This window comes from Dyella flava, from assembly GCF_016904955.1.
Classification (GTDB): Bacteria; Pseudomonadota; Gammaproteobacteria; order Xanthomonadales; family Rhodanobacteraceae; genus Dyella_B; species Dyella_B flava.
This window is the reverse complement of record NZ_JADIKE010000037.1, coordinates 59352-85212: the sequence shown is the minus strand read 5'-3', so window position 1 is coordinate 85212 and position 25861 is coordinate 59352. Positions and strand designations below refer to the sequence as shown.

The following is a 25861-nucleotide window of genomic DNA, read 5'->3' as shown; positions in this document are numbered from 1 at the left end:
TTCCACAGATTTCATTAAAATGTCGCGTTTACCGCGTCCGTCCCAGGGCGCGTTTGCCGGGCCTGCCGGCAACTCTGGAGCTTTTACTATGGTTAAGATTCGTCTTTCGCGCGGCGGCGCCAAGGGCCGTCCGTTCTACCACGTCGTTGTGACCGACTCGCGCAGTGCGCGTGATGGCCGCAATATCGAGAACGTGGGTTTCTACAACCCGGTTGCCGCGGGCAAGGACAAGCGCCTTGAGCTGAACGTCGCGCGCGTTCAGGAATGGGTGTCCAAGGGTGCCCAGCTGAGCGACAAGGTCGCCTCGTTGGTGAAGGAAGCCGGCAAGCAGCAGGCTGCCTGAGCATGACCGCAGCCGGTCGGCGCGTCCTGATCGGACGCATCGTCGGGTTGTATGGGGTGCAGGGCTGGCTCAAGGTTGAATCCTGGACCGAGCCCCGCACGCAGATCTTCAAGTACCAACCCTGGCAGCTCTCATCGGCGCCGGGCCAGGAAACGGAGATCGAAGGTGTCAAGGGTCAACCCCAGGGCAAGGGCCTCGTGGCCAAGCTGCCTAGGGTGGATGACCGGGATGCAGCGGCTGCCTTGGTGGGACAGGACATCTACGTCGCCCGCGAGCAGCTGCCGCCGCCCGGCAAGGATGAGTACTACTGGGTCGATCTCGAAGGTCTCGAGGTCGTCACCACCGAAGGCGTGGCGTTGGGACGGGTGAGTCACCTGTTCGCGACCGGCGCCAACGACGTGGTGGTGGTGAGGGACGGCGAGCGCGAGCGGCTGGTCCCTTTCGTCCGGGGCGTTTATGTGCGTTCGGTGGATCTTTCCGGTGGACGCATGGTGGTGGACTGGGACCCTGAATTCTGAAGATTGAGGGTCCGATGCGCATCGATGTCGTCACGTTGTTTCCCGACTTCATGCGTCAGTGCGCCGCTGTCGGTGTGGTAGGACGCGCGCAGCAGCGTGAGCTGTTGCAGGTGGAAGCCTGGAACCCGCGCGATTACGCCACCGACAATTACCGTACCGTGGATGGCCGCACCTGCGGCGGTGGTCCCGGCATGGTGATGCTGATCGAGCCTTTGCGTGCGGCTCTCAAGGCAGTACGCGAGGCGGCACCGGATCCGGTGCATGTGATTTACCTCAGTCCGCAAGGAGCGCGGCTGACGCAGGGCAGGGTGGAAGCGCTGGCGAAGTTGCCGCGCATCGCTTTGCTCTGTGGACGTTACGAAGGTGTGGACGAGCGCCTGCTGGCGCACGAAGTCGACGAAGAGCTTTCTATCGGCGATTATGTGCTGTCAGGGGGCGAGCTTGGCGCAGCGGTGATCATCGATGCGGTGGGCCGTTTGCAGGAAGGCGCGTTGAACGACGCGCAATCGGCCGAGCAGGATTCGTTTTCGAACGGGTTGCTCGATTGTCCGCACTACGCGAAACCGGTGCATGACGCGCTGGGCGACGTACCGGAGGTGTTGCTTTCCGGCGATCACGCGGCCATCCGCCGCTGGCGTCTGAAGCAGTCACTGGGACGGACCTGGTTGCGACGTCCCGATTTATTGGCGCAGCGCGCGCTGGATAAGGAATCCCGTGCGCTGTTGGATGAATTCCGCCGCGAATACGCTCGAGAAGAGCAGGCACAGATGCCATCGCGGCAAAACGATGCGGTCAATGAAGACCGCAATCATTGAGAAAAGACAGGTGTTGCCATGAACAAGATCATCGAACAGTTCGAAGCCGAGCAGATCACCCGCCAGCTGCCGGAGTTCGGCCCTGGTGATACCGTGGTGGTCAACGTCAAGGTGAAGGAAGGTAACCGCGAGCGCGTGCAGGCGTTCGAAGGTGTCGTCATTGCCAAGCGCAGCCGTGGCTTGCACTCCGCCTTCACCGTGCGCAAGATCTCGCACGGCACCGGCGTGGAGCGCGTGTTCCAGGCGCACAGCCCGACCATCGAATCGGTGCAGGTGAAGCGCAAGGGCAAGGTGCGTGGCGCCAAGCTGTACTACCTGCGCGGTCTGGAAGGCAAGGCTGCCCGCATCAAGGAAGACATTGCTGCTTCCTCGTCGGCTGACTGATTCCGGTCGCCATCGCATCACGAAAAACCCGCGGAGCGATCCGCGGGTTTTTTCATTTCTTCTTGCCGTGGCTGGTAAGTCGAGTTACTGCAGCGTAACCCGGCAGTCTTTATCGGTTCAGACGTTGACCACCAGCGGCTGCGGCTCCTGCAGGAAGTTGCCCTGTACAAAGTCCACGCCGCAGGCAAACAGCAGCGAAGTGCTGGCTGCATCCTCCACCCATTCGGCCACCGCCATGCGCTTCATTTCGTGTGCTTGCTGGCAGATCTCGGTGATCTTCTTCTGATTTTCAGGATGCTGCGGAAGATCGGCCATGAAACTGCGATCGATCTTGAGGTAATCGGCATCGATGTGGTTGAGCAACTGGAAGGAATTCAGACCCGAGCCGAACTGCTCCAGCGCAAAGAAACCGCCGAGTTGTTTCCAGGCAGTGATGAATTCCTGCGCAGGGCGCAGCATGGTCACCACCTTGCTCTCGGTCATTTCCAGCACCAGCCGGCCGTTTTTCAGATTGGCCTGCTTCAACGTGCGATCCAGCCAAGGCAGCAGGTTGGCTTTCGGCTGCATCGAATCGGACGTGAGCTTGATGAAGAAGGTGGTGGGGAAGCCCAGTTTTTCGCGTGACTTGAGTGCAGCAATCGCCTGGTTCAGTACCCAGCGATCGATTTCAGCGTTGAGGCCATTCTTCTCTGCAATAGGCATGAAGAAGCCCGGCAGTACTTCGCCCTGCGGACCATTCATGCGCAGCAGGATTTCTGAATAATCGCCCTCGGCATCCTGCAGGCTGATGCTTTGCTGGTGGTAGAGCACGAATTCGTTCTGGGTAAGCGCTTGACGCAGCAGGCCCAGCCAATTGCGTTCGCGCTCGGCATCGGCCTTTTCGCGAGCCGCCGGATCATGCAGCTCGCTGCGATGGCCACCCTGACTCTGCGCACTGCGCAGCGCCTGGCTGGCCTGGTTCAGCAGCATTTCCGTGTTGGCGTTCTTTTCGCCCAGCAGGCTGCCGCCGATGCTGGTGCACAAGGTGATCGACTGCGTGCCGAGATCGAAAATCTCGCGCGAGATCGTCTGCTGCAAATCGCTAATCCAGGTACGGATGGCTTCATCGCTTTCCGTGTGCAGGATGACGCCAATGGTGTGGTCGCCAAGCAGGCCGGCAACATCTTCCTGCCCCAGCTGCATGCTCACGCGGTGCGCAAAGGCGGCCAGTAGTTCGTCAGCCTTGCCCAGGCCGATGCCATTGACGATCGGCGCCCAGTTGTCGGGTTCGATCAGCAGCAGGGTCTGGCCCTTGCGTCCCTCGCTGGCGGCGGCGACGGCATGGTCGATGTATTCCAGTGTGCGGGCGCGGTTAAACAGGCCGGTGACCGCATCGCGCTGCAATTGCTCGACCAGTGCCGGGTCGACCTGCTGGCGACGGAACACGATCTGCAGGCAGGTCTCGCCCTCGAAGGTGGCGTGCGTAAATTCGGCTGCGGCCGGGAAGGTGCTGCCATCGGCGCGGCGCGCATGCAGTTCGAGCCGATACTCGGCTTTCTCGCCGCGCGAGAGGGCGCGCAGCAGATTCTTGAAGGCTTCCGCATCGGTTGGGCCAATCAGGTCCAGTACCGGCAGGCCGAGCAGGTCTTCGTCGTCGGCGTAGCCAAAGGTGTCCAGATAGGAACGGTTGGCGCGCACGTGCATACCCTCGTGCACATAAGCGATAGGATCGTTCGAGGAGTCCAGCAAGGCATCGCAGCGACGCTCGGATTCGCGCAAGGCCGCTTCGAGCCGGCGCACCTGCCGGCGCGTATTGAGCGAATCGAACTCCCGCTTGATCACGGTGATCAACTGCTTGGGCTGGCTGCGCGAGGCTACGCCCTGCACGCCATCCTGAAACATATCCGCCACGCCCTGATCGTCGATCTTCGAAACGCAGGCAATCAAGGCGATATCGCGGGCGCTGGCCTCGATCTGCTGGGCCACATTGCGCAGCGGCAACCCATTTACGTTGGGGTTGAACAGCACAAGATCCGGGCCGAGCTCGTCGAGCGCCGTATGGATCTGTTCGGTGGTCGTCGCCCGCGCGGGGCGAACTGCGACCCCCGCGTTACGCAATAACGTAATGATCTGTTCCGCGTCCTCAACCGAATTTTCGATGAAGAGGATCTTGATGACGGAGTCTGTCTTCATGGGCGGGTCGTGCTTCCTTGGATATGGCCACCCATGCGGAATGTCCTCGGGCTGGCCGGCACTACACTAACTGTTTTAACGGATTCCGTTCAGCCTCGCTAGCGCCAGTTATGACATTGGTGACCAAGCGCATGGGCGGACAAGCACTTAGCACTCCCCGGCGGTCTTTACATAGGCCACGCCTGAGATCGCAAGCAAGGCGCCAAGTTCAAAGTGGCCGTTTCGATGGATCGCCGCCTACTTCGCGGACCAGCTTGGGAACAAGATAGCCGGGCAGGCATCCGCGCATCGCCTCGACCAGTCCATGCGCCCGATCGTCGCTCACTTCGAAGTGGGCCGCGCCCTGCACGCGATCGAGCTGATGCAGGTAATAAGGCAGCACGCCAGCGGCAAACATGCGCTCGGAGAGTGCCGTCAAGCTGCTGGCGTCATCGTTGACGCCGCGCAGGAGCACCGACTGGTTGAGCAGCGTCGCCCCCGCGTCGCGCAAACTTGCGCAGGCGCCATCGACCGCTTCGTCGAATTCATTGGCGTGATTGGCGTGCAGCACCACCACTTTTTGCAGCGGCAAGGAACGTAGCCACTCGATAAAGGGGGCGTCGATGCGCTCCGGCAGCACCACCGGCAAACGGGTATGGATGCGCAGGCGGGTGATATGGGGAAGGCCAGCCAGCCCATGGCTGAGCTCCTCCAGCTTGCTGGTGGCCAGAGCCAGCGGATCGCCGCCGGACAGGATCAATTCGTTAATCGACTTGTCTTGACGGACGTGCTCCAGCGCCTGGCGCCACTGGCCGGCTGCCGCCATCTCGTCGCCGTACGGAAAGTGGCGGCGGAAGCAGTAGCGGCAGTTGATCGCGCAACTGCCACTGGCGATAAGCAAGGCCCGGCCCTGATATTTATGCAGCACCCCCTGTGCCTCGCGGGAAGCCAGGTCGCCCACGGCATCCATCACGAATCCCGGCACCTGCTCCAGCTCCAGCAACTGCGGCAGGACCTGCAACAGCAGCGGATCGTTCGCGTCGCCCTTGCGCATACGCGCCACGAAGCCACGGGGCACGCGCAGGGCGAAGCCGGCATCGGCCGCGGGCAAGCGGTCGGCCAGGTGACCCAGATCGAGCAAGTCGAGCAGTTCGCGGCTGTCGGTAACCGCATCGCGCCAGAGCTGGCGCCAATCAGGCTGGGCTGACGATGTAATGCGGGCGCCGGGGCTTACGGTTATCATAGAGGGCTGTATACGGGCCCATGGCCCTTGAACGATCTATTTTAGCCGCTGATGGCAGCGGTTTCCTCATTGGAGCGAAGTGCATGGCCAGCTACGACCTTAATGGCGTCAAAAACGGTCTGAAGATCATCGTCGACGGCGATCCCTACATCATCACCGAGGCGGAGTTCGTCAAGCCGGGCAAGGGTCAGGCCTTTACTCGCATCAAGATCCGCAACCTGATCAACGGCCGCACCACCGAAAAGACCCTCAAGTCCAGCGACTCCTATGAGGGTGCGGACGTGGTCGATACCGACATGCAGTATCTCTATAGCGATGGCGAGTTCTGGCACTTCATGCATCAGGAGTCGTTCGAGCAGCACCAGGCTGACGCCGCCGCCATGGCCGACGCGGCCAAGTGGCTGAAAGGCGAGGAAGAGTGCGTGGTGACCCTGTGGAATGGCCGCCCGATCTCGGTCCAGGCACCGAACTTTGTCGAATTGAAGATCGTCGAGACCGATCCGGGCCTGCGTGGTGACACCTCCGGTGGCGGCGGCAAGCCGGCCAAGCTGGAAACCGGCGCCGTGGTGCGCGTGCCGCTGTTCGTGAACCAGGAAGAAGTGATCAAGGTCGACACCCGTTCCGGCGAATACGTCAGCCGCGTCAAGTGACGAACCGGCGCGGTCGGTAGGTTGGGTTAGCGCAGCGTAACCCAACGATTTCGCCAGGTTTGTTGAGTGGCCATTCCACCCGGCCACGCAGCATTCCGCCGAAACGACACGCAAAGCCTCTGGGGCGGACATCGTAAGATGTGCCGCCCCATTTCGTATCCCATTCTCCCGCAAGGCGAACAACGATGAGCCCAACCGCTCCGCAGACCGTCGATCTACTCATCGAGGCCCGCTGGGTCGTTCCCGTCGAGCCGCATAACGTGGTGCTGGAACATCACGCCGTGGCCATCGATGCCGATCGTATCGTCGGCATCCTGCCGATTGCCGAGGCGCGTAACGCTTTTGCAACACGCGAACGCGTTGAACTGGGCGAGCACGTGCTGATTCCCGGGTTGATCAACACCCACACGCATAATCCGATGACGCTGATGCGCGGCCTGGCCGATGACCTGCCGCTGATGGTCTGGTTGCAACAGCACATCTGGCCGGTCGAGGCCAAGGTGATCGGGCCGGAGTTCGTACGCGATGGCGTTGAATTGTCCGTAGCTGAAATGATTCGTGGCGGCACCACTTGCGCCAACGAAAACTATTTCTTCCCCGATGCGATCGGTGCCACTTACCGCAAGCTTGGTTTCCGTGCCGTGGTGGGTTTGCCGGTGATCCAATTTCCAACCGGCTGGGCACGTACGCAGGATGAATACTTCGAGCGCGCGACCGAAACGCATGATCTTTTCCGTCACGATCCGCTGATTCGCACGGCCTTCGCGCCGCATGCGCCGTATACCGTGTCGGACGAATCATTCGAGCGCATTCGCGTGCTGGCCGATCAGCTCGACATTCCCGTGCATCTGCATCTGCACGAAACGGCGCACGAAGTGGAGGAAGAGCGCAAGAAGAGCGGCCTGCGTCCCTTCCAGCGTTTGCAGAAGCTCGGCTTGATCAATGACCGCCTGATCGCGGTACACATGACCCAGCTCACTGATGGTGAAATCGCCACCTGTGCGGAAGCGGGCGTATCGGTTGTGCATTGCCCCGAGTCCAACCTGAAGCTGGCTTCGGGTTTCTGTCCCGCTGAAAAGTTGCGCAAGGCCGGCGTCAATGTCGCCACCGGTACGGATGGCTGCGCTTCCAATAACGATCTGGACATGTTCGGCGAAATGCGTACGGCCGCGTTGCTGGCGAAAGCCGTAGCTGAAGATGCCGCCGCATTCGATGCCGGCTATGCGCTGCGTACGGCGACGATCCATGCGGCGAAGGCGTTGGGTCTGGAAGACAGCATCGGTTCGATCGAAGTCGGCAAGCAAGCTGACCTGGCTGCCATCCGGCTCAGCGATATCGAAACCCAGCCGCTGTTCCATATTATCTCGCAGTTGGTTTATGCGACCGGACGCCATCAGGTCAGTGACGTGTGGATCGCCGGCAGGCGCAAACTGGCCGCGCGCGAACTGGTCGATATGGACGTCGCCGGCATGCTGGCGCGCACCCACGCATGGCGTGAGCGCATCGCTGCGCTGGATAAGGGCTGAGATGAATCGTTACCTCGTCATGCTTTTTCGCCGGCCGCAGGTTGATCCTGCGGTGGTGCCGCTGCATCAGCAATTTCTGGAAGATTTACGGGCGCAAGGGCGTAATGAAATGTCGGGTCCTTTTGGCGACAAGTCTGGTGGCGCCTATCTGCTACGCGCCGAGTCGATGGAAGAGGCGTTGAACATCGCGCATGGCGATCCGGCGCATACCAGCGGCGGCTGGGACGTCACGCTATACGAATGGCAGACGCGTTAAGCTTGTCGAACCGCCGGAGCGTTCTCACTATGCAAAGCACACATCAAAACGTCAGCCAGGATGAAATCGCCCGCTTCGATAAGCTGGCGGCACGCTGGTGGGATCCGGATGGCGAATCGCGTCCGCTGCACGATCTCAATCCGGTGCGTTTCGACTACGTGGCATCGCGCGTGGCGCTGCGTGGCGCCAAGGTTGCTGATGTCGGCTGCGGTGGCGGCTTGCTGAGCGAAGCGCTTGCACGCGCCGGTGCCGATGTGGTTGGTATCGATCTGGGCCTGAAGGTGATCGAGATCGCGCGGTTGCATCTGCACGAATCCAATCTCAAGGTCGATTACCGCAAGCAGTCATCGGCGGAACTCGCGGAGGCCGAACCGGCCAGTTTCGACGCCGTGTGCTGCATGGAATTGATCGAGCACGTACCCGATCCCGCTGCGCTGGTAAATGATCTGGCCGCCATGCTCAAGCCGGGCGCACGCCTGTTCATGTCTACCCTCAATCGCACGCCGGCAGCTTTCGGCGCGGCGATTCTTGGTGCGGAATACATCACGCGCATGCTGCCGCGCGGCACGCATCACTACGCGCAGTTCCTCAAGCCGTCCGAACTGGCGCGTTTGCTCCGCCAGGCGGGACTGGAACTGGAGGATGTCAGCGGCCTGGGCTACAACCCGCTCAATCGCAAGGCATGGCTGAGCCGCTTCACTGCCGTCAACTATCTTCTTTGTGCACGCAAGCCCGCATGAAATCGCTAACGCAAACGCCGCAGGGCGTACTGTTCGATCTTGATGGCACCTTGCTGGATAGCGCACCGGATCTGCACGCTGCGCTGGTGGCCTACTGTGGTGAAGCAGGGGCCTCCGTGCCTCCCTACGCGATGGTGCGCGAGGTCGTCTCGCGTGGCTCACGTGCGATCCTGCGCTGCGCTTTCAATGAAAGCGATGACCAGCTGCTGGAGCGCATGCCGCGCTACCTCGAGCTTTATCACTCCATGATGTCGCGTCACACCCGTCCGTTTGAGGGCATCGAGGCGCTGCTCGACGCGCTGGAGGTCAATGGTTTGGCCTGGGGCATCGTCACCAACAAGCCGGGCTATCTCACTGACGAGCTGGTGCGTCAGATCGGCTGGAGTGATCGCGCCTGCGCGGTGATTTCCGGTGACACGTTGCCGGTACGCAAACCCGATCCCGCACCGGTACTGCTGGCGTGTGAGCGCGCCGGGCTCGATCCAGCGCGTTGCCTGTTTGTGGGTGACGACCGCCGCGACATCGAGGCGGGCAACGGAGCGGGGCTGTATTCCGTCGCAGTGCATTGGGGCTATCTGGACGGTGGCGATCCGTATGTCTGGGGAGCCGATGCGGTGGTGGAACATCCGCGCCAGCTCGCCGAACTGCTCAAACTCAAGGTTGTGGCGTGAGCCCAGACGTTTCCCAGCACGGCGCATTGCAGAGCTATGTCGACAAGTGGCTGGCTGTGCAGCCGCAACAACGCGTGGCGCTGGTGTTTGTGGATCCGGGGAAGTACCCCGGGCATGTCGCACTCGCCGCGCTGGAGCAGGAACTGCTTTCGGCCGCTTATGGCATTCGTGAGCCCCAGGTCGCGGCGACCAAGCTCAATTGGTGGGCGGAAGAACTAGGCAGCGCCGCCGCGAGCGGTGGGCGGCATCCGTTGACACGCGTGCTGTTCGACGACGAGCGTGCGCACGCGATGTCACAAGATCGATGGGTGGCCCCGGTGCTGGCTGCCATGGCTCAGCTGGAAGAGGGCACGGCGGTGGATTTCGCCGCCCAGGTCAATGCCGCTTCCGCCTTGCACGGCGCGTTGGCCGCACTTGAGACCGCGTGGTGGTATGGCGATGCGGCCTCGTCGAGGCGAGCCGAGCGCGTTGCGACCTTGAGTCATCTGCTGTATGCCCTGCGTCGCCTGCAAGACGATCTCGAACGCGACCGCCTGCCGTTGCCGATGGCGCGGCTGGCTCGTTTCAGCCTCAGCCGCACCAGTCTGCGTGAACACAGTGAGGCGCGTGACCAGGCGATCAAGGCTCAGCTGGATGATCTCGGGGTGGCCTGGGGAGGGGCGGCGAGTCTGCCGGGGCCGCTTAGCGTATTCCGCGCGCTGGAGGCGGGTCAGGGCGAACGCCTGCTACGCAAAGCGGGGCGGGCGGGAGAACCCCTGGCCGTGCTGCAACAAGGCGCGTCGGATCGCGGCTTCCTGGCCACGCTGCGCGCCTGGCAGGCGGCACGTCGCTGGCAAAATCAGGTGGCCGGGTAAACGCACTGTTTCCTTGCCCGGGCTGTTGCGACGCGTCAGGCTGCCCCAACATATAGGGGTCTCGTGGCGCCCGACCGCCGGCCTGTTACAGGATCACCCCCATGCATACCCATGAAAACACCGTTCGTCTGATGCCCGATGTCGCCACCCAGGCACAGCCGCATCTGGCTGGCGCACTGGATTGGGTCGGCATGGACGGGATCGAGGTGCCGGTGCGCTTTGATGCCGGCGATGGCGACGTGCAGCGTTCCAGCGCCCAGGTGGGCGCCTTCGTCAACCTGACCCGGCCGGACCGCCGCGGCATCCATATGTCGCGTCTCTACCTGCTGGTGGACGAGTACCTGAGTGCGCAGACGCTGGACGCGAGCATGCTCGAATCGCTGCTGCGCGCCTTCCTTGATTCGCACAAAGACCTGGCCGATCGCGCGCGAATCAGCATCCGCTTCGATCAATTGGTGCGTCGCGCCGCGTTGCGCAGCGCCAACAGCGGCTGGCGCGCCTATCCGGTGTCGATCGAAGCCAGTCTGTGCGAGGAGGGTTTCCGGATCGAGCTGGGCACCGAAGTGGTGTATTCCTCGACCTGCCCGGCGTCGGCGGCGTTGTCGCGTCAGTTGATCCAGGAACAGTTCGCCAAGGACTTCGACGCCGGCAAGCCGGTGGAGCATGCCGCTGTACTGGCCTGGCTCGGCAGCGAGAAGGGTATCGTGGCGACGCCGCATGCGCAGCGCAGCGTGGCGCGGTTGCTGGTGCGCTTCGTCGATGGGGCGCCGCTGGATCTGATCAGCCTGCTCGATCGGGTCGAGCAGTCGCTGGGCACGCCGGTGCAGACCGCGGTGAAACGCGAAGACGAACAGGCGTTTGCCCTGGCCAACGGTGGCAACCTGATGTTCTGCGAAGATGCCGCGCGCCGTATCCAGCGTGCACTCGATGCCGACAACCGCATCGCGGATTTCCACGTTCGCCTCGAACACCAGGAAAGCCTGCATCCGCATGATGCGGTGGCTTATGCCAGCAAGGGTGTCGCTGGCGGTTACGGCGATCGCGCCTGACTTAACAGGCCCTAAGCTCCCATGCATGGCGCGGTTGCTATGATCCGCGCCATTGCAGACAAGGAGTTTCCATGAAGATTCGCCACGGCTTGCTGTTGATCGGCCTGCTTGCGCTAGGTGGTTGCAGCTGGATGCCGCACTTCGGCAAGAACAAGACGGCGGAACAGCAGACGCTGATGAAAGCGGTGACGGGCGAGGTCGACTACACCCTGTCGCATGCGATCCCCGACGATGCGTATCTTGAGGTAACGCTTGCCGACGTCAGCAAGCAGGACGCGCCTGCCCGGGTCATTGCGACCGACAAGATTGCACCGATCGGGCCGCCACCGGTTTCCTTCGTGCTGAGCTATGAGCCCTCCGACCTGGCTGGCGGGGTGGATTTTGCTGTGTCGGCGAAGATCAAGCAGGGGGACCGTACCCTGGCGGGTAGCGACACGCAGGTAAGCGTGCTTGGGAATTCCGGTAACGACGGTCCGGTGCGGGTGGTGATTTCAGAGATTCACTGAGTCTTGTCCTCCTCCCCCTTGTGGGGAGAGGAGGCAACCCCGAAAACCATGCCTACCGGTCAAACGCCAGGCGCTGACCACGCACACCGTCATCGACGCGCGAGCCATCCCACACCCGGTGGCCGTTGACGAACGTGGAAATGATCGAACTGCTGAAGGTATAGCCTTCAAACGGCGACCAGCCGCACTTGGAAAGTACCTCCTCGCGCTTCACGGTGTGCGGCTTGCGCGGATCCACCAGCACCAGATCCGCGGCATAACCCTCGCGCAGGAAACCGCGCTCGTGCACGTCGAACAACATCGCCGGTGCGTGGCAGACCGCTTCCACCACCCGCTCCAGGCTGAGCTTGCCTTCGGTAACGCGCTGCAACGCAGCCTGTAGTGCGAATTGCACCAGCGGCAGCCCGGACGGGGCCTTGTCGTAGAGCTCGCCTTTTTCCTCCAGCAGATGCGGCGCGTGATCGGTAGCCAGCACATCGATGCGGCGTTCCGCCACGGCCTTGGTGATGGCCTCGCGATCCGCCGCGGTCTTGATCGCGGGATTGCACTTGATCAGGAAGCCAAGCCGCGCATAGTCCTCATCGCTGAAATGCAGGAAATGCACGCAGGTTTCGGCGGTGATCTTCTTGCCTTTGATCGGGCCGGGCTGGAACAGCGCCAGCTCGTCGGCGGTGGAAATGTGCAACACGTGCAGACGCGTGCCGTGCTTCTGCGCCAGTGAAATGGCGAGCCGGGTCGACTTGATGCAGGCCTCGCGCGAGCGGATCAACGGGTGTTCGCGCGCCGGGATATTCTCGCCGTATTGCTCGCGCGCCTTGGCATGCAGCGCGTCGATCATCGGCGTGTCTTCGCAATGGGTGATGATCGGCGTCGGCGCCTCGCGGAAAATGCCGTCAAGGGTTTCCGGATTGTCGACCAGCATGTTGCCGGTGGATGCACCCATGAACACCTTGATGCCGGGTGCGGCTTTCGGATCCAGCGAGCGGACCGCCTCCAGGTTGTCGTTGCTGGCGCCCAGATAGAACGCGTAATTCACCGCCGAGGTTTCGGCGGCGCGGCTGTACTTGGCTTCCAGCGACTCGCGATCCAGCGCCGGCGGCCTGGTGTTCGGCATTTCCATGAAACTGGTGATGCCGCCCGCGGCACAGGCGCGCGACTCATGCGCGATGTCGGCCTTGTGGGTCAGGCCGGGTTCGCGGAAGTGCACCTGGTCGTCGATCATGCCGGGCAGCAGCCACAGCCCGGAAGCGTCGATCACCTGCTCGCCTGGACGCGCGTCCAGACTGCCGCCGATCGTCTCGATATGGCCGTGCTTCACGCGCACATCGGCGTAGAAGCGGCGGCCCTCGTTGACCAGTTCGGCGTTCTTGATCAGCCAGTCAGTGGACATGCGGTTCTCCATGGTTGCGGCAACGGGGGAAATGGAACTGTTCGGGGACGGGATCCTGCCCTCCTGCACACAGTGGCTGACAGCGTAATATGCGCCATCCGGCCAGCAGGCTTCCCCGCCAGGGACCAAAGCGGGAAACTGCAATCCGTGCATAATCGGAGCAAGTGGGGTAAAAGCGACAACGCTGTCCTAACAGAGGGCTGACGAAGCGCTTATAGATTTTGAGTAGTAAAAGGATTAATCGACTCACGGCATTCACACTGCCGAAACGCCTGTGGCACTTAATGCTGCAAGTATTCCAGAAGGACGGTTGCCGGTGTGAGGGGATTGGGCTATAACACCCGGCCGCCACAGCCAAAATGGTGAAGGTACATGGCGAAAACCACGCGTAATACCACCGCCGCCAAGAGTGCTCAGAAAGGAAAGGCGACGGGTAAGGGCAACGAGGCCAAGGCCAGCAAGGCCAAGGTCGCAGCGAGCAAGTCCGCGAAGACGGCCGCGCCTGCCAAAAAGGCAGCGGTGAAGAAAGCGCCGGCCAAGGCGGCTGCGACCAAGGCTCCGGCCCATAAGGTTGTCGCGAAGAAAGCCGTCGCCAAGGCCGCCGCCAAGCCAGAACCAAAGAAGGTTGTGCCGGTCAAAAAGGCCGCCGCCAAACCGGAACCGAAGCACGTGGTACCTGCCAAGCCGGCGCCCGTCAAGAAAGCTGTGGAAGAAAAGACCATCGCCAAGCCAGCTGCCAAGCCAAGTGTCGCCAAGCCCGTCACGAAGCAGGCTCACGCACCCGCCAAGCCGGCTGCGGTAGCCAAGGCGCCAGCCGCACAAACTGCAATACACCAGCCCGTATCATCCAAGGCCAATCCCCCCGTCTCGGGCAGGGTGGCCAGCGCCGTCGGCCCGACGGCAGCGCGTGTAGCCAATGCCACCGCGAATCACTCGACTACCAAGAAACAAAAGACCGCGCAGTCCTCAATGAATAGCACCGCTACAACTCTCGACAATGGCGTAACCCGTGAAGACGGCCGTTACGCGCTGCCTCTCACCACCACTATCGACCTGCCGCCGGGTTACCGGCCTTCGCAGGACGAGGAGTACATGAATCCGCGCCACCTCGCCTACTTCCGCAACAAGCTGCGGGATTGGCGCGAGCAGTTGGTGGAAGAGTCCCGCCAGACCATGGAAAACCTGCGTGACGAAGTACGTGATGTGGGCGACGAAGCCGAGCGTGCCACCCGCGAGACCGAAAACTCGCTGGAATTGCGTACCCGCGATCGTTATCGCAAGCTGATCTCCAAGATCGACAAGGCTCTGCGCCGGATCGAGGAGGGCCGCTACGGTTACTGCGAGGAAACGGACGAAGAGATCGGTCTGGAGCGTCTGGATGCGCGCCCGATTGCCACCCTGTCGCTTGATGCGCAGGAGCGCCGTGAGCACCTGCAGAAGCAGATGGGCGATTGAGCCGCTTCGGTACACGATGACATGCAGGGCCCCGCCAGCGTGCGGGGCCTTTGCTTTTTAGTCCCCTGTTTCGGGGGAGCTGCGTTCGGCTTACCCGACGGAGGGAGGAGGCTTTCTACTTGCTGCTTTCCAGTTCCGCAGCAGCGTAGGCCTTCAGCTTCGCCAGCATCGCCGCCAGCCCGTTCGAGCGCGTGGGCGACAGGTGCTTGGCCAGCCCGATCTGCTGGATAAATTCCGGTTCCGTCGTGACGATCTCGGCGGCGGGGCGGTCGGAATACACGCGCAGCACCAGCGCGATCAGGCCGGAGACGATGGCCGAGTCGCTGGTGGCGTCGAAGTGCATTTGTGAGGCGTCGCCGCTAGGCACCAGCCACACCATGGATTGGCAGCCATGTACGCGGTATTCCTCGGTCTTCCACTGGTCCGGGAAGGGCGGCAGCTGCTTGCCGAGATCGATCAAGTATTGGTAGCGCTCGGTCCAGTCGCCGAAGAAGGCAAACTCCTCGGCGATGTCTTGCTGGGCCTGGACGGCGCTGGCGTTGGCAATCGTATTCATGGGCCTATTATCGCGCGGTTCGGCTCATCGGGTCCGAATCAGCGCTTTACGACGCTCCAACGGGTGCCTTGAGCACCGTCCTCAATCACCACGCCCATCGCCGTGAGCTCGTTGCGGATAGCATCCGCCCGGGCGAAATCCTTGGCGGCGCGCGCGGCGCGGCGCGCTTCCAGCAGGGCTTCCACCTGCTCGGGGTCCACGCTTTGGCCACCGGCCTGCTTGAACCAGGTTTCCGGATCGTCCTGCAGCAGGCCCAGCAAGGCCCCGGCACCAAGCAGGGCGGCCTTGTTGGCGGGGGAGGGCGCTTGCCTGGCGGTATCGGCAAGCATGGACAGTTCCGCCAGCGCCTGGGGTGTGTTGAGGTCGTCGCTTAATGCGGCTTCGATCCGCTCGGGTACCGGCAGCGGCTGGGCTGCATCCAGTTCGATGTGGCTGAGCTCGCGCAACACCCGGTACCAGCCGTCCAGCGTGCTGATCGACTGCGCGATGGCTGCATCGGACCAATCCAGCGGCTGACGATAGTGTCCGCGCAGCAACAGCAGGCGCAGAGCTTCCGGCGGATGCATCTTCAGCAGCTCATGCACGTGCAGCACATTGCCCAACGACTTGGACATCTTGCGTCCGTCGAAGGTGAGCATGCCGTTGTGCAACCACCAGCGCGCAAACACCTTGCCGCCGTGGGCACAGGTTGACTGGGCGATCTCGTTTTCGTGATGCGGGAATTGCAGATCCACGCCGCCGGCATGGATGTCGATCGTTTCCCCCAGGTGCGCGGCGCTCATGGCCGAGCATTCGATATGCCAGCCTGGACGGCCACGGCCCCAGGGACTGTCCCAGCCGGGCAGCTCCGGGGTGGAGGGTTTCCAGAGGACGAAGTCGGTGGGGTTCTTCTTGTATGGCGCGACCTCGACGCGGGCGCCCGCGATCAGCTCATCGGTATCACGGCCGGAGAGCGCACCGTAGGCCGGGTAGGAGCTCACGTCGAACAGCACGTGTCCTTCGGCGACATAGGCGTGTTCCCTGGCGATCAGGGTTTCAATCATGCGGATGATCTGACCGATATGCGCCGTGGCGAACGGCTCGATATCCGGCGGCGCGATGCCGAGCTTGGCCATGTCTTCGCGGTAGGCCTCGGTAAAGCGGCCGGTAATGCTGCCGATCGGCACGCCCTGTTCGATCGCGGCGTTGTTGATCTTGTCATCCACGTCGGTGATGTTGCGGGCGTATAGCACCCGCGGGTAATGCCGGCGCAGCAGCTTGACCAGCACGTCGAACACCACCGGGCCGCGCGCGTTGCCGATATGTACATAGCTGTAGACCGTCGGCCCGCACAGGTACACCGTTACCCGGTTCGGATCGAGCGGAGCAAAGGGCTCGATGCGGCGGTTTAGGCTGTTATAGAGCGAAATCGGCATGGGCGAGGTCCGCAGCTTCCGGGTGGTGCTGGCAAATGGGTCGGCCATCTTATCAAGGTCTTGCGGCAAGGCAGTTGGAGGCTCGTTTGGGACCGTGCTGAAAGTTACATTTCTCAACCTAAAACAGTGCACTAAGTTGCGGTACTTCTAAGCCTGGATTCAGCGTGCATTTGCTGCAATTTCGCCATGCGCAAAACGCGCTTTCACCCCCTTTGCGGAGGCTGTCCATGAGTAAAAAGATGCTGTTGGTGTCGCTGCTTGCGCTGATTTGTGTGTCCACCGGTGTGGCTGCACAGTCCAGCTACGGCAGCTATCCACCGCCGCCCCCGCCCGGGGCTGCACCTCCGCCGCCGCCCGGCGCCCCCGCGCCCGACGCACCGGGTGCGGGCGCCGACAACGCGCACTATGCCTGGGCTGACGTGCTGCGCGTCGATCCGGTTTACGGCGTAGTTCAGACTTCCACCCCGACGCAGCAGTGCTACGACCAGCAGGTCACCCAGCAGACGCCTAGCAACAAGGGTATCGGTACGGTGCTGGGTGCCGTGGTTGGCGGCGTGCTTGGCAGCACCATCGGCCATGGCCGTGGCAATACTGCCGCCACGGTCGGCGGTGCCGTGGTGGGTGGCGCGGTCGGCAACTCGGTCGCCAGCGGCGGCCAGACCTACACCACCGACCAGACCGTGTGCCAGCCAGGCAGTCAGGTTACTCAGCAGCGTCAGATCATTGGCTATGACGTCGAGTATCGCTATCACGGTGACGTCTATATGTCGCGCCTCAGCTACGACCCGGGCGAGCGCCTGCGCGTACGCGTGAACGTGTCACCGGCCGACTGATCGGGCGGCGGTTTTTCTGAAGGCGACCGTGGCCTTGGCCCGGTCGCCTTTTGTTTTTCTCGCGCCCCAAGGCCGAACCCATGATGGGGTCTCACTGCGCGGGGCGCTTATTGAGATTTTTCCTGTTGCATGGCAGCGGAAATCCGGTCATGATTAAAGTTCAACCACCCGGAAGCCTCATGTCCTCAGCCGTCTATACCGCTACTGTGCTTACCAGCGCCCGCATGGCCGCTGGCATGACATCGCGTGCGCGTCGACCGCTGGACCGACATTCGGCCGGGTAGGCTGTCGCCACGTTGCATGTGTAATACGACGACAAAACCCGGCCATTGCGCCGGGTTTTTTGCTTTTTCGGACTGGAGTCAACGATGTCGCTTCGCCACTTCCTCACCACCCAGGATTACAGCCGCGCCGAGATCGACGCGTTGCTTGAGCAGGCTGCTGCATTCAAGCGCTCGCCGCGTGGCCAGCAGCTCGCCGGCAAGTCGGTAGCATTGCTGTTCTTCAATCCGTCGATGCGCACGCGCACCAGTTTCGAACTGGGCGCTTTCCATCTCGGCGGTCATGCCATCGTGCTGTCGCCCGGCAAGGACGCATGGCCGATCGAGTTCCGGCCCAATGTCGTGATGGACGGTGAGGCGGAAGAGCACATCGCCGAAGTGGCACGCGTACTGAGCCGCTACGTGGATCTGATCGCGGTGCGCGCCTTCCCGAAATTCCAGGATTGGTCGGTGGATCGCGAAGATGCCGTGATCAAGGCGTTTGCGCAGTACGCCACCGTGCCGGTGATCAACATGGAAACGATCACCCATCCTTGCCAGGAATTGGCACACGCGCTGGCGTTGAAGGAACGTTTCGGTGATCTCACCGGCCGCAAATACGTGCTCACCTGGACTTACCATCCCAAACCGTTGAACACCGCTGTGGCCAACTCCGCCTTGCTGATCGCCACCAAGATGGGCATGGATGTCACCTTGCTGTGCCCCACGCCGGACTACGTGCTGGATAAGCGTTACATGGCGTTCGGCGAGCAGAACGCGAAGGAAAACGGTGGCTCACTCAAAGTCAGCCACAACATCGAGGAAGCCTATCGTGGCGCCGATGTGGTCTATGCCAAGAGCTGGGGCGCGCTGCCGTTCTTCGGTCGTTGGGAAAACGAGAAGCCGATTCGCGACGCGCACAAGCATTTCATCGTCGACGAAGCCAAGATGGCGTTGACCAACAACGGTGTCTTCAGCCATTGCCTGCCGCTACGCAGGAACATCAAGGCCACCGATGCGGTGATGGATTCGCCGGCCTGCATCGCCATCGATGAAGCCGAAAATCGCCTGCATGTGCAGAAAGCGGTGATGGCCTCGCTGATCGATCAGCGCTGATTGGACAGAGGCCGTCATGTATCTGCCCAAGTACTTTCATGAAACGCGCACTGAGGTGCTGCATGCGTTGATTCGTGACTATCCGTTTGGAACCGTGGTCATGCACGGTGCCGAAGGCATGGTTGCCAATCATCTGCCGTTCGAGCTGGTCGGCGACACATTACTGCATGGTCATGTGGCGTGCGGCAATGAATTGGCCAAGGCGGATGGTGCCCAGGTATTGGTGATCTTCCAGGCGGCCGATGGCTATGTCAGCCCCAATTGGTATCCGAGCAAGCATGAAACCGGGCGCGAAGTGCCGACCTGGAATTACGCTGTCGTGCATGTGCACGGGCGCTTGCGTGTGACCGATGACAAAGCCTGGTTGCGCGAGTTGCTGGAAAGGCTCACCAATCGTCACGAAGCCTCTCAGCCAAAGCCCTGGCGGGTCAGCGACGCGCCGGAAGATCACATCGAGAAAATGCTGAAAGCCATCGCCGGCCTCGAAATCACCATCGAACGCATCGAAGGCAAGTTCAAGCTGAGCCAGAACCATCCAGATGCCAATCGCGCCGGCGTCATCCACGGTCTTGGCGAACGCGCGGGCCTGCGCGATGCCGAGCTTGCTGAGCTGATGCAACAAGCCGAGGAACGTCGTCATGGGGGATAAGCAGCACCAGTATCCGGTCGAAGTGGTGTGGACGGGCAATCACGGTGGCGGCACACGGACCTATCAGGGATATGGTCGCGAGCACGAAGTGCACGTTGCCGGAAAGCCGGTTATCGCCGGTTCGTCGGATGCGGCCTACCGTGGTGACGGCGCAAAACATAATCCGGAAGACATGCTGGTCGCTGCGCTGTCGAGCTGCCACATGCTCTGGTACCTGCATCTGGCGGCTGTCGCCGGCGTAGTGGTAACCGCGTATGTGGATAGCGCCGTCGGCACCCTGGTCGATCAGGGTGATCAAGGACGTTTTACCGAAGTGGTGCTGCGCCCGCTGGTCACGATTACGGCCGATAGCGACCCCGTCCGCGCGGCCGGCGTGCACGAGGGTGCTCACCATGCCTGTTATATCGCCAATTCCGTCAACTTCCCGGTGCGCTGCGAGCCACGCATTGTCATCGAATCTCCGTAAAAACCTTCTTTTGGATCTCGCATCATGAGCAAAGACATCGTTCTCGCCTTTTCCGGTGGCCTCGACACCAGCTTTTGCATTCCCTATCTGCAAGAGCGCGGCTGGGCCGTGCATACCGTGTTTGCCGATACCGGCGGCGTGGATGACGAAGAACGTGCCTATATCGAAGCGCGCGCCAAGGAGTTGAAGGCTGCCAGCCACGTCACCGTCGATGGCGGTCCGGCGATCTGGAACGGCTTCGTCAAGCCGTTCGTATGGGCTGGTGAGGGCTATCAGGGCCAGTATCCGCTACTGGTATCCGACCGTTACCTGATCGTGGATGCGGCGTTGCAGCGTTGCGCTGAACTGGGCACCAAGGCTATCGCTCACGGCTGCACCGGCATGGGCAATGACCAGGTGCGCTTCGACCTGGCGGTAAAGGCGCAAGGCGATTACGAGATTGTGGCGCCGATCCGCGAGATCCAGAAGGAACACACCGAGGTTCGCGCGTACGAACAGAAGTACCTGGAAAATCTGGGCTTTGGCGTGCGCGCCAAGCAGAAGGCCTACACCATCAACGAAAACCTGCTGGGCGTGACCATGTCGGGCGGGGAGATCGATCGCTGGCAGACGCCGGGCGAAGGCGCCGTGGGCTGGTGCAAGCCGCGCGCCGAATGGCCGTCCAAATCGCTGCGCCTTAAGATCAGCTTCATCAATGGCGAAGCCGTGGCACTCGATGGCGAGAAGATGCCAGGTCACAAGATGCTGGCGAAGCTCAATACCCTGCTGGCGCAGTACGGTGTCGGTCGCGGTATCTACACCGGCGACACCACCATCGGTCTGAAGGGCCGCATCATTTTCGAAGCGCCGGGTCTTACTGCACTGCTCGTGGCGCATCGCGCGCTGGAAGAAGCCGTGCTTACCAAGCAGCAGAATCGCTTCAAGCCAGATGTGGCGCGCAAGTGGGTGGAACTGGTCTATGAAGGCTTCTTCCATGATCCACTCAAGAGCGACCTTGAAGCCTTCCTGGCTTCCAGCCAGACCACCGTCAATGGCGATGTCACGCTGGAAACCAACGGCGGTCTGATCAGTGCCGTGGCGATCGAATCCAAGCACATTCTCAACGCCAAGGGCGCCACGTATGCGCAGGCGGCTGATTGGGGTGTCGCCGAAGCAGAGGGCTTCATCAAGCTGTTCGGCATGAGCAGCACCCTGTGGGCCGAGGTCAACCGATGAGTGCGGAACTCGGTAGTAGCGTCCTGCTTGATGCGACGTTGGAGCATTTGCGTGCGCTGGTGTCATTCGATACGCGCAATCCTCCGCGAGAGATCGGCACCGGTGGCATCTTCGATTATCTGCGTGAACACCTGTCGGACTTCGACGTGCGGGTGAATGATCATGGGGCAGGTGCGGTAACGCTGTGCGCCGTACGTGGCAAGCCGAAATACCTGTTCAACGTGCATCTGGACACCGTGCCGGATTCGCCGCACTGGACCCGTGATCCGCATGTGCTGGAGGTGACCGAGGATCGTGCCATTGGCTTGGGCGCCTGCGACATCAAGGGGGCCGCCGCTGCGCTGGTTGCCGTGGCGAATGCCACGAAGGGCGACATGGCTTTGCTATTGTCCACCGACGAAGAGGCGAATGATCCGCGCTGTATTGCAGCTTTCCTAAAAGAAGGTCACCGCTATGACGCGGTGATTGTTGCCGAGCCCACGCGTGGCGAAGCTGTGCTGGCGCACCGTGGCATCCACTCGGTGCAGATGCGCTTTGCCGGGCAGGCCGGCCATGCTTCCGGTGAGCAGCGCCCGAGCGACAGCGCCTTGCATCAGACCGTACGCTGGGGTGCAGCGGCGTTGGATTATGTCGACCGTCAGGCGCACGAACGTTTTGGTGGCCTCACCGGCTTGCGCTTCAACATCGGCCGTGTCGAAGGCGGCATCAAGGCCAACATGATCGCGCCGACGGCCGATGTGCGTTTTGGCTTTCGTCCGTTGCCGAGCATGAATCCCGATCATCTGCTGGAAACCTTCCGTACCCTGGTCGAGCCGCAGCCGGTCAGCTACACCGAACTGTTTCGCGGTGATTCCCTGCCAGCCGGCGACACGGCTACTGCCGAAAGCCGGCGTCTTGCCGCGCGTGATATCGCCGATGAACTGGGCATCCCGGTCGGCAACGCCGTGAACTTCTGGACCGAGGCCGCGCTGTTCTCGGCGGGCGGTTATATCTCCTTCGTCTACGGTCCCGGCGACATCGCCCAGGCGCACACCGCCGACGAATGGGTTGCGCTTGATCAATTGCAGAAATACGCCGAAACCATCTACGAGATCGTGAACCGTGGAAGCGCATAAGAACACTCGCCAGACCATTGTGCGCCTGCTCTCCGCCATGGGCAGCGCCAAGGAAATCCAGCAATACCTCAAGCGCTTCTCGCAGCTTGATGCCAAGCGCTTCGCCGTGGTCAAGGTGGGCGGGGCAGTGCTGCGCGACGAGCTGGCCGATCTGACCTCCTCGCTCACCTTCCTGCAGCAGGTCGGTTTGACGCCGATCGTGCTGCACGGCGCCGGCCCGCAGCTCGATGAAGAGTTGCAGGCAGCGGGCATCACCAAGCAGACCGTCAATGGTTTGCGCGTCACATCGCCCAAGGCGCTGGGGATCGTGCGTCGCGTGTTCCAGCAGCAGAACCTGCGTCTGGTCGAAGCCTTGCAGGCGATGAACACGCGCGCTACTTCGGTGCCCTCCGGCGTGTTCATGTCCAGCTTCCTGGACAAGGATGTGTACGGCATGGTCGGCAAGGTCGACAGCATCAATCTAGCGCCGATCGAAGCCAGCCTGCGCGCCGGGTCCATTCCGGTGATTGCGAGCCTGGGCGAGACTGACGAAGGCCAGTTCCTCAATATCAATGCCGATTTCGCCGCCAACGAATTGGTACGCGTGCTGGAACCCTACAAGATCATCTTTCTTACCGGGACCGGCGGCCTGCTCGACGACAAGGGGCAGGTGATCGATTCGATCAATCTCAGCACTGAGTTCGATCATTTGATGGCGCAGCCGTGGATCAACGGCGGCATGCGCGTGAAGATCGAACAGATTGCCGATTTGCTGCAAAGCCTGCCTTTGACGTCGTCGGTATCGATCACCCGGCCCTCGGAACTGGCGAAGGAGCTGTTCACCCATAAGGGCTCCGGCACCCTGGTGCGTCGCGGCGAGAAGGTGTTCCGCTTCGAAAGCTGGGAAGGCGTGGACCTTGAGCGCATGCGCACGCTGATCGAATCCAGCTTCGGCCGCAAGGTGGTCGACGACTACTTTGAGCGCACCACGCCCTATCGCATCTACGTGAGCGAAAACTACCGTGCGGCGATGATTCTGACCAATGAGGATGGGCTGATCTATCTGGACAAGTTCGCCGTGCTCGACGATGCGCAAGGCGAGGGCCTTGGTCGCGCCGTGTGGCTGGTCATGCGCGAGGAAAATCCAAGCCTGTTCTGGCGTTCGCGGCATGGCAACCAGATCAATCATTTCTACTACGCCGAATCCGACGGTTGCTACAAACAGGAGCGCTGGAAAGTGTTCTGGTATGGCCTGGATGGCTTCGACACGCTTGCCCGTTGCGTCGCCCATTGCGCCGTGCGCCAACCGACTCTGGTGGATTGAACGATCATGGTTACTGCAAAGAAACGAATCGGCATCGTGGGGGCTCGCGGTCATACGGGCGCGGAGCTGATCAAGCTGGTTGCTGCGCATCCTTCGCTCGAACTGGCCTATGTCTCTTCACGCGAGCTGGACGGACAGCGTGTGTATGAGCAGGTGCCCGAATACCAGGGTGATCTGCGCTATAGCTCGCCAGCGCATGAAGACCTTCCCGCACTGGATGCCGACGTCGTGGTGTTGGCGTTGCCCAATGGCAAGGCATCGGTGTGCGTGGGGGCTTTTGACAAGGCGGGCAAGGATCCGGTGATCGTCGATCTTTCTGCCGATTACCGTTTCGACAACGGCTGGCATTACGGATTGCCGGAACTGACACGCAACAAATGGCGTGGTGAGAGGCGCATCAGTAATCCCGGTTGTTATGCGACTGCGATCCAACTGTCCGTCGCGCCGCTCAAGGACGTACTGGCTGCGCCGCCGGTGTGTTTTGGCGTCTCGGGTTATTCCGGTGCGGGCACTACGCCATCGGACAAGAACAATCCGGAAAAACTGCGCGACAACCTGATGCCGTATTCCTTGACGGGACACATGCACGAGAAGGAAGCCAGTCGGCATCTCGGCGTCCCGGTGGAGTTCATGCCACACGTCGCACCGCATTTTCGCGGCCTGACCGTCACCACCAATCTTTACCTGTCGCGTCCACACAAGCGAGAGGACATGCTTGCCCTGTTCCGGCATGCCTATGCAGGCGAAAAGCTGGTGCGTGTGGTGGACGAAGCACCATGGGTCAGCCTGGTTGCAGGCAAGCATTACGCCGAGGTGGGGGGATTTGCGATGTCGGCCGACGGCAAGCGCGTGGTGATTGTCGCAACCTTGGATAATTTGCTGAAAGGCGCGGCCACGCAGGCGATGCAGAACATCAACCGGGCGATCGGCGTAGATGAATATGCGTCGATTCCGCTTTGACGTCCCCGAAGCATTGCCATCATCTCCATAACATTCGCTTCTACTGTTCGTCATTCCCGCAAAGCATGAATGCCGCCCTGGTGGAAATTGGATAAAGCTGAAAACAGAGGCCATAAACCATGACCGACCTCCTTTGGCAAAAAGCCGGCGTCGAAACCAATGCCAAGATCATGAAGTTCCTGGCCGGCGACGACGTGCTTCTGGATCGTGAGTTCTTCTTGCATGACATCACGGCCAGCAAGGCGCACGTCGAAGGACTGGCCAACATCGGGGTGGTCAGTCCCCAGGAAATGCAGGATCTCAAACGCGAACTCGACGCGCTGGCCGAGGATTTTCGTGCGGGCCGTTTTGTTCTGGACGAACACTATGAAGATGGTCACTCTGCGATCGAAGCGCGCTTGACCGATCGTCTTGGCGATGCAGGGCGCCGTGTCCACACCGGACGTAGCCGCAACGACCAGATCCTGGTGGCTACGCGGCTCTGGCTGAAGGAAAAGCTTGCCGAACTGGAAACGCATTGCACCACCATCGCCGAGGTGTGCTTGCAGCGTGCCGCGCAGCCTGCGTTGCCCTTGCCGGGTTATACCCATTTGCAGCGCGCAGTGGTTTCTTCGACGGCGATGTGGTTCGCCGGTTTTGCCGAAGGCTTCGTCGATAACGCATGGCGAGCGCGGCAGACCGCTGTGTGGATCGATGCCAACCCGCTCGGTACCGCGGCAGGTTATGGCGTCAATCTCCCGCTCGATCGTGCGCATACCACGCAAGTGCTCGGTTTCTCGCGCATGCAGGTGTCGCCGATCTACGCACAGCTCTCGCGCGGCAAGTTCGAAATGGCGGTGATGGAAAGCATTGGCAGCGCGATGCTGGACGCGCGTCGCCTGGCCTGGGATCTCTCGCTGTTCACCACTGCTGAATTCAACTTTGTCGCGCTGCCCGCTGAATACACCACCGGCAGCTCGATCATGCCCAACAAGCGCAACCCCGATGTGGTGGAGTTGCTGCGTGCCTCGTATGCCACGGTCGCTGCCGCGCGCTGCGAGATAGAGCAACTGCTGTCGCTGCCTTCGGGTTATCAGCGCGATCTGCAATTCTCGAAGGGTTCGTTGTTCCATGGTGTGACGCACGGGCTCGCCGCGCTCGAACTGTTGCCGGATCTGCTGGCGCGGATGCAGTGGAACGAAGCGGCCATGCGGGCGGCGATCGAGCCGGCCATGTATGCCACGGACGTAGCTATCGAGCAGGCGGCAGCGGGCGTGCCGTTCCGCGATGCGTATCGTGCAGCGGCCGAAGCGGCGACCGCTGCAGGGCAGGGGCGTACGCCCGAGACAAGTCTGGCGGCGCGCACCTCTCCCGGCGCCGGCAACGATCTGCAACTGGATGCACTAAGGCAGCGTCTCGCCAAACTCTCAACCTGACAAACCC

The 25861-nt window shown here is 61.7% G+C and carries 28 protein-coding genes; 22 read left to right on the top strand and 6 right to left on the bottom strand.

Annotated features, from left to right (window positions below; all coding sequences use genetic code 11):
- Positions 1-88 precede the first annotated feature (88 nt).
- The 4 genes from rpsP to rplS are packed head-to-tail and all read left to right on the top strand — an operon-like array spanning position 89 to position 2060.
- Positions 89-343 (top strand): 30S ribosomal protein S16, encoded by a 255-nt coding sequence (gene rpsP, locus ISP19_RS13740; protein ID WP_204682986.1) that lies wholly within the window; start codon positions 89-91, stop codon positions 341-343.
- A gap of 2 nt (positions 344-345) precedes the next feature.
- Positions 346-861: a ribosome maturation factor RimM gene (gene rimM / locus ISP19_RS13735; RefSeq protein WP_204682985.1), complete on the top strand. Its 516-nt coding sequence runs from the start codon at positions 346-348 to the stop codon at positions 859-861.
- A gap of 14 nt (positions 862-875) precedes the next feature.
- Positions 876-1676 (top strand): tRNA (guanosine(37)-N1)-methyltransferase TrmD, encoded by an 801-nt coding sequence (gene trmD, locus ISP19_RS13730; RefSeq protein ID WP_204682984.1) that lies wholly within the window; start codon positions 876-878, stop codon positions 1674-1676.
- An 18-nt stretch (positions 1677-1694) separates the two neighbouring features.
- Complete coding sequence (gene rplS, locus ISP19_RS13725) at positions 1695-2060, top strand: 50S ribosomal protein L19 (protein WP_204682983.1); 366 nt, start codon at positions 1695-1697, stop codon at positions 2058-2060.
- Between the two features lie 117 nt (positions 2061-2177).
- Here rplS and ISP19_RS13720 read toward each other — a convergent pair whose 3' ends face one another.
- Positions 2178-4232 (bottom strand): GGDEF/EAL domain-containing response regulator, encoded by a 2055-nt coding sequence (locus tag ISP19_RS13720; protein ID WP_204682982.1) that lies wholly within the window; start codon positions 4230-4232, stop codon positions 2178-2180.
- A 208-nt stretch (positions 4233-4440) separates the two neighbouring features.
- Positions 4441-5454, bottom strand: a complete 1014-nt coding sequence (epmB, locus tag ISP19_RS13715; protein WP_204682981.1) for an EF-P beta-lysylation protein EpmB — start codon at positions 5452-5454, stop codon at positions 4441-4443.
- An 83-nt stretch (positions 5455-5537) separates the two neighbouring features.
- Between epmB and efp the strand changes: the two genes are divergently transcribed.
- From efp to ISP19_RS13675, 8 genes are all read left to right on the top strand, one after another.
- The gene (gene efp / locus ISP19_RS13710) at positions 5538-6104 is read left to right on the top strand and encodes an elongation factor P (RefSeq protein WP_204682980.1); all 567 of its coding nucleotides are present in this window, start codon (positions 5538-5540) and stop codon (positions 6102-6104) included.
- 185 nt (positions 6105-6289) lie between these two features.
- Positions 6290-7630 carry a TRZ/ATZ family hydrolase gene (locus ISP19_RS13705; RefSeq protein ID WP_204682979.1) on the top strand — a complete coding sequence of 447 codons (1341 nt, stop codon included), beginning with the start codon at positions 6290-6292 and terminating at the stop codon, positions 7628-7630.
- A 1-nt stretch (position 7631) separates the two neighbouring features.
- Positions 7632-7886: a YciI family protein gene (locus ISP19_RS13700; RefSeq protein WP_204682978.1), complete on the top strand. Its 255-nt coding sequence runs from the start codon at positions 7632-7634 to the stop codon at positions 7884-7886.
- 29 nt (positions 7887-7915) lie between these two features.
- Positions 7916-8626 carry a bifunctional 2-polyprenyl-6-hydroxyphenol methylase/3-demethylubiquinol 3-O-methyltransferase UbiG gene (ubiG, locus tag ISP19_RS13695; protein ID WP_204682977.1) on the top strand — a complete coding sequence of 237 codons (711 nt, stop codon included), beginning with the start codon at positions 7916-7918 and terminating at the stop codon, positions 8624-8626.
- Positions 8623-9297: an HAD-IA family hydrolase gene (locus ISP19_RS13690; protein WP_204682976.1), complete on the top strand. Its 675-nt coding sequence runs from the start codon at positions 8623-8625 to the stop codon at positions 9295-9297. Before ubiG ends, ISP19_RS13690 begins: the two co-directional genes overlap by 4 nt.
- Positions 9294-10151 (top strand): squalene/phytoene synthase family protein, encoded by an 858-nt coding sequence (locus ISP19_RS13685; RefSeq protein WP_204682975.1) that lies wholly within the window; start codon positions 9294-9296, stop codon positions 10149-10151. The genes ISP19_RS13690 and ISP19_RS13685 overlap by 4 nt, the downstream gene beginning before the upstream one ends.
- A gap of 101 nt (positions 10152-10252) precedes the next feature.
- The gene (gene folE2 / locus ISP19_RS13680; RefSeq protein WP_204682974.1) at positions 10253-11200 is read left to right on the top strand and encodes a GTP cyclohydrolase FolE2; all 948 of its coding nucleotides are present in this window, start codon (positions 10253-10255) and stop codon (positions 11198-11200) included.
- 71 nt (positions 11201-11271) lie between these two features.
- Positions 11272-11706: a YbaY family lipoprotein gene (locus ISP19_RS13675; protein WP_204682973.1), complete on the top strand. Its 435-nt coding sequence runs from the start codon at positions 11272-11274 to the stop codon at positions 11704-11706.
- 52 nt (positions 11707-11758) lie between these two features.
- On the opposite strand, the gene ISP19_RS13670 is transcribed toward ISP19_RS13675, so the two are convergent.
- Both ISP19_RS13670 and yidD read right to left on the bottom strand, forming a co-directional pair.
- Positions 11759-13096 (bottom strand): dihydroorotase, encoded by a 1338-nt coding sequence (locus tag ISP19_RS13670; RefSeq protein WP_204682972.1) that lies wholly within the window; start codon positions 13094-13096, stop codon positions 11759-11761.
- Positions 13086-13346: a membrane protein insertion efficiency factor YidD gene (gene yidD / locus ISP19_RS13665; protein ID WP_204682971.1), complete on the bottom strand. Its 261-nt coding sequence runs from the start codon at positions 13344-13346 to the stop codon at positions 13086-13088. Before yidD ends, ISP19_RS13670 begins: the two co-directional genes overlap by 11 nt.
- Before the next feature lie 122 nt (positions 13347-13468).
- Here yidD and dksA point away from each other — a divergent pair, with 122 nt between their 5' ends.
- Positions 13469-14551: an RNA polymerase-binding protein DksA gene (gene dksA, locus ISP19_RS21310; RefSeq protein WP_239556818.1), complete on the top strand. Its 1083-nt coding sequence runs from the start codon at positions 13469-13471 to the stop codon at positions 14549-14551.
- Positions 14552-14666: 115 nt separating this feature from the next.
- On the opposite strand, the gene ISP19_RS13655 is transcribed toward dksA, so the two are convergent.
- Positions 14667-15107: a SufE family protein gene (locus ISP19_RS13655; protein ID WP_204682970.1), complete on the bottom strand. Its 441-nt coding sequence runs from the start codon at positions 15105-15107 to the stop codon at positions 14667-14669.
- A gap of 38 nt (positions 15108-15145) precedes the next feature.
- A complete protein-coding gene (cysS, locus tag ISP19_RS13650; protein ID WP_204682969.1) occupies positions 15146-16522 on the bottom strand; it encodes a cysteine--tRNA ligase in 1377 nt (458 codons plus the stop codon).
- Between the two features lie 227 nt (positions 16523-16749).
- Here cysS and ISP19_RS13645 point away from each other — a divergent pair, with 227 nt between their 5' ends.
- The 9 genes from ISP19_RS13645 (at position 16750) to argH (ending at position 25854) form a co-directional block, all read left to right on the top strand.
- The gene (locus ISP19_RS13645; protein ID WP_239556817.1) at positions 16750-17355 is read left to right on the top strand and encodes a glycine zipper 2TM domain-containing protein; all 606 of its coding nucleotides are present in this window, start codon (positions 16750-16752) and stop codon (positions 17353-17355) included.
- Between the two features lie 368 nt (positions 17356-17723).
- Complete coding sequence (locus ISP19_RS13640) at positions 17724-18731, top strand: N-acetylornithine carbamoyltransferase (RefSeq protein WP_204682968.1); 1008 nt, start codon at positions 17724-17726, stop codon at positions 18729-18731.
- Positions 18732-18747: 16 nt separating this feature from the next.
- Entirely contained in the window at positions 18748-19380 is a 633-nt protein-coding gene (locus tag ISP19_RS13635; protein ID WP_204682967.1) for an FMN-binding negative transcriptional regulator, read from the top strand.
- Positions 19370-19846, top strand: a complete 477-nt coding sequence (locus ISP19_RS13630) for an OsmC family protein (protein WP_204682966.1) — start codon at positions 19370-19372, stop codon at positions 19844-19846. Before ISP19_RS13635 ends, ISP19_RS13630 begins: the two co-directional genes overlap by 11 nt.
- Positions 19847-19870: 24 nt before the next feature.
- Positions 19871-21061 (top strand): argininosuccinate synthase, encoded by a 1191-nt coding sequence (locus ISP19_RS13625; protein WP_204682965.1) that lies wholly within the window; start codon positions 19871-19873, stop codon positions 21059-21061.
- Positions 21058-22176: an acetylornithine deacetylase gene (locus tag ISP19_RS13620; RefSeq protein ID WP_204682964.1), complete on the top strand. Its 1119-nt coding sequence runs from the start codon at positions 21058-21060 to the stop codon at positions 22174-22176. The genes ISP19_RS13625 and ISP19_RS13620 overlap by 4 nt, the downstream gene beginning before the upstream one ends.
- Before the next feature lie 37 nt (positions 22177-22213).
- Positions 22214-23479, top strand: a complete 1266-nt coding sequence (locus ISP19_RS13615; RefSeq protein ID WP_239556841.1) for an acetylglutamate kinase — start codon at positions 22214-22216, stop codon at positions 23477-23479.
- 6 nt (positions 23480-23485) lie between these two features.
- Positions 23486-24439, top strand: coding sequence for an N-acetyl-gamma-glutamyl-phosphate reductase (argC, locus tag ISP19_RS13610; protein ID WP_204682962.1), 954 nt, complete (start codon positions 23486-23488; stop codon positions 24437-24439).
- A 119-nt stretch (positions 24440-24558) separates the two neighbouring features.
- Positions 24559-25854, top strand: coding sequence for an argininosuccinate lyase (gene argH, locus ISP19_RS13605; RefSeq protein ID WP_204682961.1), 1296 nt, complete (start codon positions 24559-24561; stop codon positions 25852-25854).
- The last annotated feature ends 7 nt before the right edge of the window (positions 25855-25861 follow it).